Consider the following 14,949-nt stretch of genomic DNA (forward strand, 5'->3'; position numbering starts at 1 on the left):
TTTTAAAGTTGAGCAAAGGAAATGGTTAAAGGATTTTTTCAGTACTTCGGGCGTCTGGTCGGACTGCGGGAGCGCCAGGGGCGGCAAGTGAATTTGACCGTGGTTACAGTAACCTATAATGCTAGCGAAGCGTTAGAGGCCACCGTAAAGTCTGTTGCTTCGCAATCGTCCAGCGATTTTGAGTACATCATTGTCGATGGTGCTTCGACTGATGGAACCGCTGATGTCGTACGGAAATATCCTGAGGCTATTTCAACTTTCATATCTGAGCCAGATGAAGGTATCTATCATGCAATGAACAAGGGTGTTCAGTTGGCCAGTGGCCGCTGGATACTCTTTCTTAATGCTGGTGATACCTTTTTCTCGGAAGACACCGTGCTAGCTCTCGAAACTGAACTGGATGAGGAGTTTGACTTCGTATTTGGTGATCGGAACAGGGTTTCGAACAGCGGTGAGACAACACTCGAGTTGTCCGGCCCCATTCAGGATACTCTGAACAGAGAAGTCGTTTTTCACCAGGCTTGTGCCACAAAGACATCGTTGCTGAAAGAAAAACCTTATAATACGAATTATCTGTTAGCAGCTGACTTCGAATACATAGTCTCTTCTTGGGCGCGCCAGAGACGGTTCAAGAAGATATCAATGGTAATTGCCAATTTTCAGAGCGGCGGGAAAAGTGCTACGCAGCATGTTCTCGCTCGGCTGGAGGCTTCTCATGCTATTGCAAAATATCATAAGGGAGAGCCTGGAAAGGTCAGACAGAATTCCTTCTATAGATCGTTGGCCTGGAGCAATCTTGGGTTCGCTATAAATGATAAATTGCAGGCGTTAAAATCGAAAAGTACAGATCTGGAATTTTACGTATCGTCGGACGGCGGGAAGCTCAAGCTGGCTGCCAACATTTCCACGCGTGAAGCATTCGAACTGACGAACTGTATCAATCAGGCGTTTTCCAGTGTAGTGACAAAGGAACCTATATCCTCGGCGGCTCCGGAGGCTCCACGTGGCAAGCCATTGTTCACTATTGTTACTGTAACGTTCAATGCAGAATCACTCCTCCAGCAGACAATTGACAGCGTCCTAAGTCAAAAGTTCAGGGATTTTGAATACATAATCATCGATGGGGCCTCAACGGACGGCACTGTTGAAATCATCAGGAAAAATGCTGACGGAGTGACTCGCTGGATTAGTGAACGGGATAGTGGAATTTACGATGCAATGAACAAAGGTATTGACCTTGCGAGTGGCGAGTGGGTCAATTTCATGAACGCTGGCGATATATTCGCCAGTGATGACGTACTTTCGTCCATTGCTGCCAATGTTTCTGATAAAGATGCTGTCCTATATGGGGATCGTTACTACATAAAGGACGGGCGTAAGGAACTGCAGTGCGCAAAAGCCATCGACACCATTTTTGAACGCATGCCATTTGGACACCAATCGACATTTGTGCGATGTGATGTTCTGAAAAACTATAAATTCAATCAAACCTATAAGTATGCCGCTGACTATAACCTTTTGATGAGTCTGTACCTAAAGGGATATGTCTTTAGGTATGTGAATATTCCTGTGTGCGAGTTTCTTGCGGGTGGTCAGAGTGAATCCGGGTTGCGACCTTATCTCGAGACTATAAAGATTCTGCTCGATCATACTTCTAATAAGGAAGTTATTGCGAAAAATATCTATTTCAAAGCCTTCCAACGGATTGGGATGGAGCTTTGTGAGAAGGTCGTGGAGGAATGATGCTTACTCAAAGGAAGGCAATGGCGATCGATTGGGATAAAGTTCTTGAAATAGATAGTCATATATATTCAAGCTTTGATCCCGAGGCACGCAAGAAGCACTTTTGGAAAACTCTTGAAGAGGTTTTCAAGTCTCGCCCAAATCTTGACAAGGATATATCACCCTGCGATTTTCTCTTCGTTAAGTCAATGAGGCGCGCAGATTATGATTGGCTGTTCGAATCAATTGCACAAGAGTGCTTGCGATCGAAAAGGTTGCTCGATATTTATAGGATATATACTGGTAAGCTTCGTCCATACCCGCTTCTGCTGGTTTTAAAATACTTTCCATTGTTTTTCAGTATGCTGTCACACGGCTTTCACAAGGCCGTTTATTTGTTCGTGAAAGCCGTTGGTTATCTTGAGGTTCTTGAGCGAGTTGGCAAGTTCTATCCTCATCAGAATCTTGTGGTTTTTGCCGATATGCAACCTATAGATAATCTTCTTGTGCAGGCGGCGCGACTTCGCAATCAAAAGACCGTTACGTTGCAACATGGGCTTTATGTCGATTATAGCGAGAAGCCAAATATTAATGTGGTCAATTACAAGAATATGGTGAGTGAGTACTTTCTGGCCTGGGGGGCTGCGACAGGTGAGTTGATAAATAACTACCATTCCGGGGCTAAGGTTGTTCTTTGTGGTAAGCCAATGAAGGAACCAGCGCTCCAAGATGAACAGGGTGATTACTTTACTGTCCTGTTCGATCAGAACGCATTCCGCTCGTACAACGCTGAAATGCTGCGGATAGCCTACGATCTGGCGAAGAAAACCAAGCTGAAAGTCAATGTCAGGTTTCATCCGCGAAATAACCCTGCCAGTTACAGGGTGCGTCAGGATAGCACCTATACAGGTTTGAGTTGGGAGGGGTCGAGATTCATTCTGGCCCATACCACCAGTATGATTCATGAAATCATGAGGTTCGGTGTTCCGGTCTTCAAGTATGACACAGAGATTCCCTGTGCTGATGTTCCATGTGAGCTCAAATTCAAGAGTGTTGATGACCTCCGCGGACTGGTTGCCGGGATTCGAAACGCCGAATTCGATTTTGAGGAAGTGGCGGGTCGCTATATTTGCAGTGTTGGTGATGAATCTCTTTTTCGGTATCGAGACTTTTTCTCAAGAGTCTAGATGTTGCAGGACTGAATAATTCGATCAACTACTGTTGGGCTACGGTAATGAAACTATTAGACTGCACTCTCCGCGATGGCGGCTATTACAATTCATGGAACTTCGAAACTGGTCTGATCAATGAATACCTGCAGGCCATGGCGGCGGTGGGCGTTCACTATGTTGAACTGGGGCTTCGCTCGCTACGCAACGAGGGTTTCCGTGGCCCGTGCGCATTTACCACCGACGAGTTCGTAAACACCCTCGAAATTCCCGAGAGTCTGACTCCTGGGGTGATGATCAACGCATCTGAGCTGGTCGCCAAGAATGCCAATCTGGAACGCATTCTCGAGCGCCTTTTCCCCGTAGAGGCCTCAGCATCGCGTATCAAGCTTGTGCGCATCGCCTGCCACGTTCACGAGTTCTCTGCCGCATTGCCGGCCAGTTCCTGGTTGGTGGAACGAGGTTACAAGGTTGGCTTCAATCTGATGCAGGTCTCCGACCGTTCTCAGTCGGACATTGAGGCGCTAGCCAAGGAGGCCAGCAAGTGGCCGCTGGATGTCCTGTATTTCGCCGATAGCCTGGGCAGCATGAGCCCCGCTCAGTGCTCGCAGATCATCGGCTGGTTGCGTAATTACTGGTCGGGGCCCTTGGGGATCCATACCCACGACAACATGGGGATGGCGCTACAGAACAGCCTGCAAGCTCTGGACGATGGCGTTACCTGGTTGGATGCCACTGTTACAGGGATGGGGCGCGGACCTGGCAATGCGAAGACTGAGTACCTGGTGCTTGAACTCTCCGAACGCTTCAACCTCAAGCCAAACATCACGCCACTGATGGGATTGATCCGTCGTTTCTTCCTGTCGATGAAGCAACGCTGTGGCTGGGGGGCAAACACCTACTACTATATTGCCGGCAAATACGGTATTCATCCTACCTATGTGCAGGAGATGCTCGCCGACTCCCGTTACAACGAGGAAGACATCCTTGCTGTCCTTGAGCATCTTCGGGTTGAAGGCGGGAAGAAATACAGCGCTGACACTCTGGACGCCGCCCGACATTTCTATCAGGGCATACCTCGCGGCCAATGGCGCCCTGCGCAAGTACTGGAAGGAAAAACCGTGCTCATCCTGGGGTCCGGACCCGGTGTCGCCGAGCACCGTGGCGCGCTCGAGCGCTTCATTCGCGAGTCCGCTCCCTATGTGCTGGCGCTCAATACCCAGTCGGTCATTGCTGCCGAGTTGATCGATGCTCGCGTTGCCTGCCACCCCGTCCGACTGCTGGCCGACTGCGACGAGCATGCACGCTTACCCCAGCCCCTGATCACACCGGCAAGCATGTTACCTCCCGATATCCAGGAGTCGCTGCGCGGGAAGGAACTGCTCGACTACGGCCTGGGAGTGCAGAAAGGGGCGTTCGAGTTCGCCGCTGACCACAGTGTACTTCCTGCGGCTCTGGTGATCGTCTATGCGCTGGCGGTGGCCAATAGCGGCAAGGCAGCAAAGGTGCTGCTCGCCGGTTTCGATGGCTATGGCGCGGATGATCCACGCAGCCGCGAGATGCAGGAGCTTCTCAACGCTTATCTGGAGCAGGACGACCACGTGAAGCTGTGCTCCATCACGCCTACGCGTTACAGCATTCCCAGTAAATCCGTATACGCACTCTGAAGGTTGCCATGAAGTCTGTCGTCATCATTCCGGCTCGCTACAAATCCTCCCGCTTCCCTGGCAAGCCATTGGTGCCGTTGCTGGGGAAACCCATGATCCTTTGGGTGGCAGAGCTGTCCGCAGAGGCTGTCGGACGAGACTCGGTCTACGTGGCGACTGATGATGAACGGATCGCTCAGATTGTCGAGGCTGCTGGATTCTCTGCGGTGATGACAAGTTCTTCCGCGCTGACCGGAACTGATCGTCTGGCGGAGGCTGCCAGGCAGATCGATGCTGACATCTACATCAATGTCCAGGGTGATGAGCCGGTCATTGATCCGTTGGACATCCGCAAGGTACGGGATCTGAAGCGCGAAAACCTGGATTCGATCATCAATGCCTATTGCTGGATTCACGACGGCGAAGACCCCGATAGCGTGAATGTCCCGAAGGTCATCAGCAACGAGCAGAACCGTCTGATTTACATGTCACGCAAGGCGCTTCCCGGTTACAAGGATGAGAAGAACGCGCCGGCAAGGTACAAGAAGCAGGTTTGCATCTACGCCTTCACTCGGGAGGAACTCGAGGCGTTCCAGTCCTTTGGGCGCAAGAGTGCATTGGAAGCCTGTGAGGATATTGAAATCCTGCGCTTCCTTGAAATGAACAAGAGCATTCTCATGGTCGAGTCGTCTGGCGGCAGTTTGGCGGTAGATGTGCCCGAAGACGTTGCTCCTGTTGAGGCCGCTTTGCAGAGGCGGGAAGGGCAGTGAAGCTTTCCGACTACAAGACACTAATCTTCGATTGCGACGGTGTGATTCTGGACTCCAACAAGGTCAAGACGCAGGCGTTTTTCACTACTGCATTGCCGTACGGAGAAGCCGCAGCGATTGCGCTGGTTGACTACCACACAGCAAACGGTGGCATCTCCCGCTACCGCAAATTCGAATATTTTCTTTCCCACATCGTTGGACGGCACATCGACGAGGCAGCTCTCCAGCAGTTGCTCGTCGCTTATTCGAGTGAGGTTCACAAGGGGTTGCGTGAGTGCCAGTGTGCCGATGGCCTGGCAGAGTTACGTAGACTCACCCAGGGTAGCCGCTGGCTCGTAGCCTCCGGTGGCGATCAGCAGGAGTTGCGTGAACTCTTCCGCGAGCGAGGCCTGGCCGATTTGTTCGACGGGGGCATCTTCGGTAGCCCTGACAACAAGATCGATATCCTGCAAAGAGAAGTCGATAGCGCAAACATCCAGTTGCCGGCGCTCTTCATCGGCGACAGCCGATATGACCATGTAGCAGCCAGTCATTTCGATATGGGATTTGTCTTTGTGCAAGGCTGGACTGAGTTCGAAGGCTATATCGAATACTGCGAGCAACACGGTTTGAAAATAGTTGATTCGCTGAAGAGTCTTCTGCCAACTCTTCCCGAGAGGATTGAGTCGACCTAATCGCCTGCCTGTTCGGATTGCGGCATCCTGCCTGATCCGAACGTCACACCACTTGAACAGCAAAAAAAGCCCGGCATCCTTGCCGGGCGTTTTCGTTTCACGTCGAACGCTTATTGCTGATGCAGCTTCCACGCATCCCCGTGGGGAGCGGTGCCCTTGTCGTACGGGCGGAACAGGGTCATGTAGGCCAGGCCCAGGACGATCACGACTCCACCCACCAGGATGATCCCGTAGTTCAGGTACCAGGGCGCATCCGGCGTGCGGGGCCAGGACATGTTGATGATCGCCAGCACGCCGTAGGTCAACGCCAGGATGTTCACGATCCAGCCCCAGTTGCCCAGGGTGAACGCGCCGCTTGGCTTCCAGCCGCGCACACGGGCGAACAGGGCGCCGCTGACGATCATCTGGAACGACAGGTAAATACCGATGGCGGCGAAGCTCACCACCATGGCGATGGCGTTCTGCAGGTAGAAGCCGGCGCAGACGATCACCGACGGGATCACGCCGCAGGCGATCAGCGCAGCCACTGGCACGTGGGTATTGGGCGACAGGCGCTTGAGCAGGCCGCTGCCCATCACCATCTCGTCGCGGGCATAGGAGTACAGCAGGCGGCTGGCGGCGGCCTGCAGGCTGAGCACGCAGGAGACGAACGAGACGATGATCACCGCCATCACCAGGCGCGCGCCGGTCACGCCGAAGGCGTTGTCGAGGATGGTGGTCATAGGATCTTTGTCCGCGCCGGAGATAACGGCCTGCATATCCGGTACCGCGAGGATCAGCGCCAGGGCGGCGAAGATGGCCGCGCCACCGCCGATCCAGATGGTCATGCGCATGGCCTTGGGAATGCGGCGGCTGGGGTTCGGGGTTTCCTCGGCGACGTCACCGCAGGCCTCGAAGCCGTAGTAGAGGAACATGCCGGCCAGCGAGGCGGTGAGGAACGCCGGCCAGTAGCTGCCGTCGATGCGGATGTCGAAGGTGTTGAACAGCACCGAGAGCGGCTGGTGGCGTTCGAAGATCAGCAGGTAAGTGCCGATCACCAGTGCGCCGAGCAGCTCGCAGATGAAGCCGAACATCGCCACGCGGGCCAGCAGCTTGGTGCCGGAGAGGTTGAGCAGGGTGGCGATCACCGTCAGCGCCAGGGCGACGAAGGTGTTGGTCACCGGCGTCGATTCGAAGCCGAGCAGCGTGGCGATATACGGGCCGGCGCCCAGGGCCACGGCGGCGATGGTCACGCACAGCGACACCGAGTAGATCCAGCCGACCATCCAGGCCCAGCGCTTGCCCACCAGTCGACGTGCCCAGGGATAGACACCGCCGGAGATGGGGAACTGCGAGACGACCTCGCAGAAGATCAGGCACACCAGCAGTTGCCCGATGCCCACCAGCAGGTAGGACCAGAACATCGGCGGGCCGCCCGCGGCCAGGCACAGGCCGAACAGGGTATACACGCCGACCACCGGCGAGAGGTAGGTGAAGCCCAGGGCGAAGTTCTGCCAGAGGGTCATGCTGCGTTCGAAATTGGAGGTGTAGCCCAGCGCGCGGAGTTGCTCCGCGTCGCGGTCCAGGGCGGCGCCTGGCTGGATCGAGCTGTTCATTGTGGGTGTCCTGTCTGAGGTTTTCGCGTCGGCAGCCAATCAGGTGCAACGGAAAGCGTTGTTGTTATTGTTCGGCGCGCGGGGCAGCCGCGCGCCGTCTTGCTCCAAACCTCTCGTGTTCCGGATCGCGTTACAGCTTGATCCAGGTCGCCTTCAGCTCGGTGTACTTGTCGAAGGCGTGCAGCGACTTGTCACGGCCGTTGCCCGACTGCTTGAAGCCGCCGAAGGGCGCGGTCATGTCGCCGCCGTCGTACATGTTCACCCACACGCTACCCGCACGCAGGGCGCGGGCGGTGAGATGGGCCTTGGAGATGTCGCGGGTCCAGACCGCCGCCGCCAGCCCGTAGGGAGTGTCGTTGGCGATGCGGATCGCTTCCTCGGCGTCCTCGAACTCGATGACCGAAAGCACCGGGCCGAAGATTTCCTCGCGGGCGATCCTCATCGCGTTGCTCACGCCGTCGAACAGGGTCGGCTCAACGTAGGTGCCGCCGGTTTCCTCCAGCACGCGCTTGCCGCCGGTGAGGATCTTCGCGCCTTCGTCCTGGCCGGCCTGGATGTAGCCCAGCACCTGCTCCAGCTGGCGGCCGTCGACCAGTGCGCCGACGTTGGTTTCCGGGTCCAGCGGGTGACCGGCTTTCCAGCCCTTGAGGGCCTCGACCACCAGTGGCAGGAACTTCGCCTTGATCGATTTCTGCACCAGCAGGCGCGAGCCGGCGGTGCACACTTCGCCCTGGTTGAAGGCGATGGCCGCGGCGGCAGATTCGGCGGCGGCCTGCAGGTCTGGCGCGTCCTCGAAGACGATGTTCGGGCTCTTGCCCCCAGCTTCCAGCCAGACGCGCTTCATGTTCGATTCGCCGGCATAGACCATCAGTTGCTTGGCGATCTTGGTGGAACCGGTGAACACCGCGGTGTCCACGTCCATGTGCAGCGCCAGGGCTTTGCCGACGGTGTGGCCGTAGCCCGGCAGCACGTTCAGCACACCGGCGGGAATGCCCGCTTCGATGGCCAGCTGGGCGATGCGAATGGCGGTCAGTGGCGAGCGCTCGGACGGCTTGAGGATCACCGAGTTGCCGGTGGCCAGCGCCGGGCCGAGTTTCCAGGCGGCCATCATCAGCGGGAAGTTCCACGGCACGATGGCGGCGACCACGCCCACTGGCTCGCGGGTGACCAGGCCAAGCTGATCGTGGGAGGTGGCGGCCACTTCGTCGTAGACCTTGTCGATGGCCTCGCCACTCCAGCGCAGGGAGTCGGCGGCGCCCGGGAGGTCGACGTTCAGCGAATCGCCGATGGGCTTGCCCATGTCCAAGGTTTCCAGCAGTGCCAACTCCTCGGCGTGCTCTTCCAGCAGGGCGGCGAAGCGGATCATCACAGCCTTGCGGGTGGCCGGCGCCTCACGCGACCAGACGCCGGAATCGAAGGTAGCGCGGGCGCTCTGCACTGCGCGCTCGGCGTCGGCGGCGTCGCAGCTGGCGACTTTGGCCAGCAGGCGACCGTCCACCGGGCTGATGCAGTCGAAGGTTTCGCCGGAGGCGGCGGCAAGGTACTCGCCCTGGATGAAGGCGCGGCCTTCGATCTTCAGGGCCTTGGCGCGGGCTTCCCATTCGGCGCGGGTTGGCTGGCTCATGCGTATCGCTCCTCGTTCTTGCTGTTGTTGGCGGAGACGGCCTGCGGACCGTCGCTGGCAAATACATTTGAAACCATATCTTATGTTTTTGCGCTTGCCAATACGGGGCGAAAAATGTGTGTTCCAACGGGGTTTTCACCGCAAAAGACCTTGCCGTAAGTGCGGAAAGCGATTTAAAAATATGGAGACATAGTTTTTCGAGAAGCCTTAACCGGGCTTGCCGATAGACTTCGTCACTCCTACCGAAGAGGAATATTCCGCGCAGGAAGCGTCCGCGCTCCGCGCATTGCTGCCTATGAATGAATTCAGGAAAGTCCGCCCCGCCAGTTTCATGCGCCTGCGCCAGGAAGGGCGCACCGAGGAGGTCGCGCGCCGGCTGGTGGAAATGGTCGATCTCGGGCTTTACGCCGAAGGCGAACAACTGCCCAGCGAAAACGAGCTGGCGATGCAGTTCGGCGTCGCCACCGTGACCCTGCGCGATGCCCTGGCGGAACTGCGCGAACGTGGCGTGATCGAGACCCGGCGCGGGCGCAACGGAGGAAGTTTCGTCTGCTCGCCGCAGCACACCTCCGAGGACGCGCTGTTGGGGCAGTTGCGCCAGATGAGTGCACTGGAGCTTCGTGATCTGGGCGACGAACACGTCGCTATCGCCGGTGCCGCTGCACGCCTGGCGGCCCAACGTTCGACATCCGATGAGCAAGCGCGCATCGCCCAGTACCTCGATGCGTTGGCGACCGCCACTACCCGGCAGGAGCAGCGTCGCGCCGATGCACGCTTCCATATCGAGATCGCCGTTGCCGCCCAGTCCGTGCGCCTGACTCACGCAGAGACGCGCCTGCAGGCGGAGATCGGCGAATGGCTGTGGCTGCCGGTGGAAGGCTTCCCTGGTGCGGCGATCATCGTGCAGGAACACCGCGCCATTCTCGAGGCGATCAGCGCCGGCGACTCGAACCTGGCCGGTGCGCTGGCCGAAGCCCATGTCACTCGTGGTATCAAGCGGCTGATCAACCTGCGCCTGAGTCTGCTGGCCGACGACGGCTGACTGGCACAACGCTTGCTGCTTTCCCTGCGCGGTCAAGCGGACGCACAGAGTGATTTACCGATACGACCTTGCGAGCCCCTCTGGCTCGCCCCTGAGCAAGCACAACGACAGGAACAGCGAGGCCCCGGTCATGTCCAGCCAACAACCCACGGATGAACTCCAGCGCTGCGCCCAGCGCATCGACGCTTCCATCCGTAACGTTTTCCAGCGCCTTGACGAGCTGGCCGGCGATGTCGTGGCGATCTGGCGCACGCTGGCGGAGGAGGGTAAACGCCCGTCCTCGAAGGACCTAGGCGCGCTGCGCCCGCGCATCCAGCACGACCTCACCGATGACGGCACGCGCCTGCACGGCACCGGCGTGGTAATCGAGCCAGGCGAGCTGGCGGACCAGGAAATGTATCTGGAGTGGTGGTACCACGGCCGCGGCGACAAGGTCGTGCCCATGAGCCTGAACTTCAACCGGCGCAGTGAGAGCTTCTACAACTACCTCAACATGCCATGGTTCTCCCGCCCGCGTGCCAGTGGCCAACCCTCGGTCGTCGGGCCCTTCGTCGACCTCTATGGCACCGACCTGTACATCCTCGCCTTCTCCGTGCCGATCCAGGTGGACGGGCGCTTCATCGGCGTGGCTGCCGCCGACATCGCGTTGCACGAGTTCGAGGGTGTGCTGCTGGGCAGTCTGATGCAGATGGGCCATGAGGCCTTGGTGGTAAACGGCGAAGGACGGGTTGTCGCAGCCAATACAGCCAACTGGTTCAGCGGCGATCTCGCCCGGCGCACGCTGGGGCGTGATGCGCAGGGGCGCGAGCGGGAGCTGGCTGCGTCCTTCTCGCACTGGGCGGTCATTGAGCGACCACTGAACCGCCGCCTCGCCGGCGCTGCCTGAGGCTGCCAAACGCTGCGTAAACGGCTAGGCTAGTGCGGTTCCCTCATCGACGGATACCGCCATGAGCCAGTTGCTCGACACCCTCCCCGACTTCGAACCCCTGAGTGCAGTGGATGCCCGCGTTCTCGGGTGCCTGATCGAAAAGCAGCTCACCACCCCCGAAGCCTACCCGCTGACCCTCAACGCCCTGGTCACCGCGTGCAACCAGAAGACCAGTCGCGACCCGGTGATGAACCTCACCCCCGGCCAGGTCGGCCAATCCCTGCGCCATCTGGAAGGTCGCGAGATGACCCGCCTGGTCATGGGCAGCCGCGCCGACCGCTGGGAGCAGCGGCTGGACAAAGCGCTGGAACTGGTCAAGCCACAGGTCATTCTGCTGGGCCTGCTGTTCCTGCGTGGCCCGCAGACCCTCAACGAACTGCTCACTCGCAGCCAGCGCATGCACGACTTCGATGACACAGAAGAAGTCCGCCACCAGCTTGAGCGCCTCGCCGGCCGTGGCATGGCCGTGCAGCTGGAGCGCCATGCCGGCCAGCGCGAAGATCGCTACATGCATCTGCTGGGCACCGAGGAAGACCGCGAGGCTGCTATCGCTGCCAGCGGTAGCCGCGTCTCCAGCGAACGCAGTGACGGCGGCGGGCATGACGAGGGGCGTCTGGTCGAGCTGGAAGGCCGTATAGCGGCTCTCGAAGAACGGCTCGCGCTGCTGGAGATGGGCATCTCCCGAGACTGATCCGGCAGTTTCTCCAGACAGGCCGACCAAGGTCGGCCTACTTGCCTGCTAATGCAGCGTTAATATTGGCCTTCGATAGTCATGCTTGCCCCCGCTTCACCCCGGAGTACCCGATGAGTCGCAAACCCTCCCAGGCCCAGCTGAAAGCCGTGCTCAGTCAGCTCACGGAAACCGACTTCAAATCTATCGGCGACCTTACCGGCCCACGCGAAGCGAACCTGTTCGCGATCCGCGAACTGTTCCGCCAAGGGTTGATCAAGGGCGTGCTGATCGACGACCCCTTCGGCGCCGAAGACGAGGACGGCCCTCTGCTATGCAACGCGGAGCGGTTGCGCTTGCGCAAGCCATGCGTGGAAGTGGTGATGGAGGAACAGGCCGAACCGCTGATGCCACGGCTGGGATTCCTGACGCTCTAGGCAAATCTCGGGCAAGAAAAAAGGCGCTGGGCTTGAGGCTCAGCGCCTTTTTTCTTTGGATTTGGTGGGCCGGGGGGATTTGAAACCGCGTCTACCCCTGTAGCGGCGCCGCTTTAAGGCTCAAGGCTGCCATAAGGCTGTCATTCTGTAGAGTCCAGGCACTCCAAGGCAGACAGAGCTTCGTTGACTGGCACATTCCACTGCATAGGCCCCAAATCGTCTTCAACTATGTAGTTTGCAATAACACTCTCATCGATTCTAATACGAGATAGGGGGAGTCTATTCATAAACAGAATGGCAGCAGCGAATGTATTGACTCCAGACTGGAGGACTAACATTCCTTCTGGTCCCCCATTCTTAGGGTAGAAGTTATGCCCGTGCCTGCAATTTATGATGATGCAGCGTTGATTGATAACTAATAGGTCAAATTGGTGAATGCGCTTTATCCGATTCTCGACGTAATACTGAGTGATTACGCTAAGTAGTAAACTTAAATCTGCATAGGTGGTATTGGAGAATATCACGCCGTTGATGGTTTGCGTTTGTTTTGGCTCTCCATTACGTGAGCGTTTAAGTTTTTTGACGCTTGTTATTTGCTTTAGTGCTCTTTCAATTTCGTCTTTTGAAATTAGATCCGGTTTTACCTCAATTGCGAAGTCAGCGCCATCTGCTAGCAGCACCGAAAAGTGATTTCCTTCGCTGACTGTATGAGGATGTTCCGGGTTGAGAACGACGCAATCAATCGATGCACTACGCCCACCGAATGAGTCTATAATGTTCCCCTTCGCAATCCTGAAAGGAAACGGGAAATATTTGGCGATGAGAGCGTGGACCGCTGCCTCTCTCCGATCTGCAACTTCCTGAGGCGTGCCTCTTCCTTCTATGCTTGCTTTGGCGAACTTGTTACTGAGTTCTTCGGACTCCAGCTGGAGCAGTTTCATTAGGTCGGACACGCCCAGATCCTTCTTTTGCATTGTCATTCCACATTAGCTCGGCACGCGAGCCTGCGTCCATATCAGCGGCAGGCATCCATTTTCCATAAACTCTGGCAATCATGGTCCAGTCGCTGTGCCCCATCTGCTGCGCCACCCACATCGGATGTTCGCCAGCAGAAAGCATCATCGAGGCGTAGGTGTGGCGCGTCTGGTAGGGGCGGCGATAGCGCACCCCGGCGCGCTTCAATGCATACTGCCACAGAGTTTTCCTGATCGGGCCGTCGCCTGCCCAGCGCTCTCCGGTTCGCGGGTTCTGGAAGACTTCCTGGTGCGCCAGATAGGTGAACGCCTTCTGCGCCTGCAGCGCCTCCAGGGCAGGGCCGAGCAGCTTGACGCTTCGCCTGCTCGAGGTAGTCTTGGTCACCTCTGCTTTCCCTTTTGCCGCCTGCGTAATAGCGCGCATCACATGCACTTCACCGCGCAGCCAGTCGACATCTCCCCACTCCAGGCCCACCAGCTCGCTGGTGCGCATCCCCGACCATAGGGCGAACTGCACCAGGTTCCGACCCTGTCCATCCATCGCGGCCAGAATCGCCTGCTGTTCCTCAGGGGAGAACGGGTCGACGTCGTCGTCCTTCACCTCCTCCTTCCGACTGTAGGTCCACCCTGCCAGCGGGTTGCTATCGATCAGTTCCTCCTCGACGGCATCGCTCAGCGCCGAGCGAAGGCAACTCTGGATGTTCGACAGTGTCTTGTTGCCCACCTCGAGGCCGTCCAGCCAGTCGCGTACCGTCTTCCGCTTCACGTCCACCACCAGCAGCTTGCCGAGCCCGGGGATCAGTCGGTGCTCGACGATTTTCCTGTAGCCCTCGAACGTGCTGCTGGAGACGTGCTTGCGCTTCGACTCGAGCCAACGCCCGAGGAAGCCGCTCACTGTCTCCCTGGAGGCCTCAGGCGCGAACTTAGCTGCGCGCGCTGATCCTGGGAAGGTCACGGAGTAATCGAAGGTGCCGTTGGCGATCGCGTGCTCGATCGCCGCCTTGTGCTGCTCGGCTCGCTTTAAATTAGTGGTTGTGGGCTTGAGCGCGATCCTTTTCCGACAACGGACGCCCCGGTACATGAACGTGATTTCAATACTGGAGTCCGAGACCGCCCTGACTCCCCGCCCATCTCTACCCATGATTCGTACCCCTCAACGTCGATCAAGGTTCGCCCGTCCGGCGCCTTGATCCATATCTCACCGAGCAGCCACACACCGTCGCGGATCTTCGACCTGATGGCGTCCTCGGTATAGCCAGACTCCATGGCGAACTTCCTGACTGTCATGTAGCGCATGCGTTACCCCTGTGCGTGGCGCGCCACGTTTTGCGGGTTGTTCATTTCGTGGCGCTCGACCATCGCCGCCACCTCATCTAGCAGAGCCTCGACGCCAGCGGCATAGCTCGCCGGCTTGGCCTTAGCCCCCTTCCTCAAGGGCGCGATCACCTCTGCCGCAGCGCCCTGGTGCTCGATCATCCCGAGCATCGTGCTCAACAGCTCGGCCGTCTCGATGCGCCCCTGCCTGAACAGCACCTGGTCGATGCGCTGCCCGGCCGGGGCGATCCTGACCGGCAAGCCTTCCTCAACCACCTCATCCCTTTGCGCGATCAACTGTCGTGCCGCCGGCGCTGGTTTGGCGGCCGCCGTCTGGCGTGCTGGTGCTGGCGGTATTCGTCTCGCGCGATCAAGGGCTTGTCG

At 57.8% G+C, this 14,949-nt stretch carries 14 protein-coding genes; 9 read left to right on the forward strand and 5 right to left on the reverse strand.

Going from position 1 to position 14,949, the window contains the following annotated elements; all coding sequences use genetic code 11:
• The first annotated feature begins 21 nt into the window (after positions 1–21).
• Genes IB274_RS25105 through IB274_RS25125 form a run of 5 tightly spaced genes read left to right on the forward strand, consistent with a single transcriptional unit; the run spans position 22 to position 5,981 of the window.
• A complete protein-coding gene (locus tag IB274_RS25105; RefSeq protein WP_192435545.1) occupies positions 22–1,743 on the forward strand; it encodes a glycosyltransferase family 2 protein in 1,722 nt (573 codons plus the stop codon).
• A gap of 20 nt (positions 1,744–1,763) precedes the next feature.
• Positions 1,764–2,909, forward strand: coding sequence for a hypothetical protein (locus tag IB274_RS25110; RefSeq protein ID WP_192435546.1), 1,146 nt, complete (start codon positions 1,764–1,766; stop codon positions 2,907–2,909).
• Positions 2,910–2,956: 47 nt separating this feature from the next.
• Positions 2,957–4,558 (forward strand): aldolase catalytic domain-containing protein, encoded by a 1,602-nt coding sequence (locus tag IB274_RS25115; protein WP_192435547.1) that lies wholly within the window; start codon positions 2,957–2,959, stop codon positions 4,556–4,558.
• An 8-nt stretch (positions 4,559–4,566) separates the two neighbouring features.
• Positions 4,567–5,307 (forward strand): 3-deoxy-manno-octulosonate cytidylyltransferase, encoded by a 741-nt coding sequence (locus IB274_RS25120; RefSeq protein ID WP_192435548.1) that lies wholly within the window; start codon positions 4,567–4,569, stop codon positions 5,305–5,307.
• On the forward strand, positions 5,304–5,981 hold the full coding sequence (locus tag IB274_RS25125) for an HAD family hydrolase (protein ID WP_192435549.1): 678 nt from the start codon (positions 5,304–5,306) through the stop codon (positions 5,979–5,981). Before IB274_RS25120 ends, IB274_RS25125 begins: the two co-directional genes overlap by 4 nt.
• Positions 5,982–6,091: 110 nt before the next feature.
• On the opposite strand, the gene IB274_RS25130 is transcribed toward IB274_RS25125, so the two are convergent.
• Both IB274_RS25130 and IB274_RS25135 read right to left on the reverse strand, forming a co-directional pair.
• Entirely contained in the window at positions 6,092–7,576 is a 1,485-nt protein-coding gene (locus tag IB274_RS25130) for an APC family permease (protein ID WP_192435550.1), read from the reverse strand.
• A gap of 130 nt (positions 7,577–7,706) precedes the next feature.
• Complete coding sequence (locus IB274_RS25135) at positions 7,707–9,200, reverse strand: aldehyde dehydrogenase (protein WP_192435551.1); 1,494 nt, start codon at positions 9,198–9,200, stop codon at positions 7,707–7,709.
• A gap of 295 nt (positions 9,201–9,495) precedes the next feature.
• On the opposite strand from IB274_RS25135, the gene IB274_RS25140 reads away from it, so the two are divergent.
• The 4 genes from IB274_RS25140 (at position 9,496) to IB274_RS25155 (ending at position 12,277) form a co-directional block, all read left to right on the forward strand.
• On the forward strand, positions 9,496–10,242 hold the full coding sequence (locus tag IB274_RS25140; RefSeq protein ID WP_225615025.1) for a FadR/GntR family transcriptional regulator: 747 nt from the start codon (positions 9,496–9,498) through the stop codon (positions 10,240–10,242).
• A gap of 130 nt (positions 10,243–10,372) precedes the next feature.
• On the forward strand, positions 10,373–11,128 hold the full coding sequence (locus IB274_RS25145; RefSeq protein ID WP_192435552.1) for a cache domain-containing protein: 756 nt from the start codon (positions 10,373–10,375) through the stop codon (positions 11,126–11,128).
• A gap of 61 nt (positions 11,129–11,189) precedes the next feature.
• The gene (locus tag IB274_RS25150; RefSeq protein WP_192435553.1) at positions 11,190–11,861 is read left to right on the forward strand and encodes a YceH family protein; all 672 of its coding nucleotides are present in this window, start codon (positions 11,190–11,192) and stop codon (positions 11,859–11,861) included.
• A gap of 113 nt (positions 11,862–11,974) precedes the next feature.
• Positions 11,975–12,277 (forward strand): hypothetical protein, encoded by a 303-nt coding sequence (locus IB274_RS25155; RefSeq protein ID WP_192435554.1) that lies wholly within the window; start codon positions 11,975–11,977, stop codon positions 12,275–12,277.
• Positions 12,278–12,417: 140 nt separating this feature from the next.
• Here IB274_RS25155 and IB274_RS25160 read toward each other — a convergent pair whose 3' ends face one another.
• The 3 genes from IB274_RS25160 to IB274_RS25170 form a co-directional block, all read right to left on the reverse strand.
• Positions 12,418–13,230, reverse strand: a complete 813-nt coding sequence (locus tag IB274_RS25160; RefSeq protein WP_192435555.1) for a DUF6602 domain-containing protein — start codon at positions 13,228–13,230, stop codon at positions 12,418–12,420.
• Positions 13,181–14,332 (reverse strand): tyrosine-type recombinase/integrase, encoded by a 1,152-nt coding sequence (locus tag IB274_RS25165; RefSeq protein WP_263866465.1) that lies wholly within the window; start codon positions 14,330–14,332, stop codon positions 13,181–13,183. The genes IB274_RS25160 and IB274_RS25165 overlap by 50 nt, the downstream gene beginning before the upstream one ends.
• A gap of 218 nt (positions 14,333–14,550) precedes the next feature.
• Positions 14,551–14,862, reverse strand: coding sequence for a hypothetical protein (locus IB274_RS25170; RefSeq protein ID WP_192435557.1), 312 nt, complete (start codon positions 14,860–14,862; stop codon positions 14,551–14,553).
• Positions 14,863–14,949: the final 87 nt, after the last annotated feature.

Source organism: Pseudomonas sp. PDM18 (genome assembly GCF_014852585.1).
In the GTDB taxonomy this organism is placed as follows: domain Bacteria; phylum Pseudomonadota; class Gammaproteobacteria; order Pseudomonadales; family Pseudomonadaceae; genus Pseudomonas.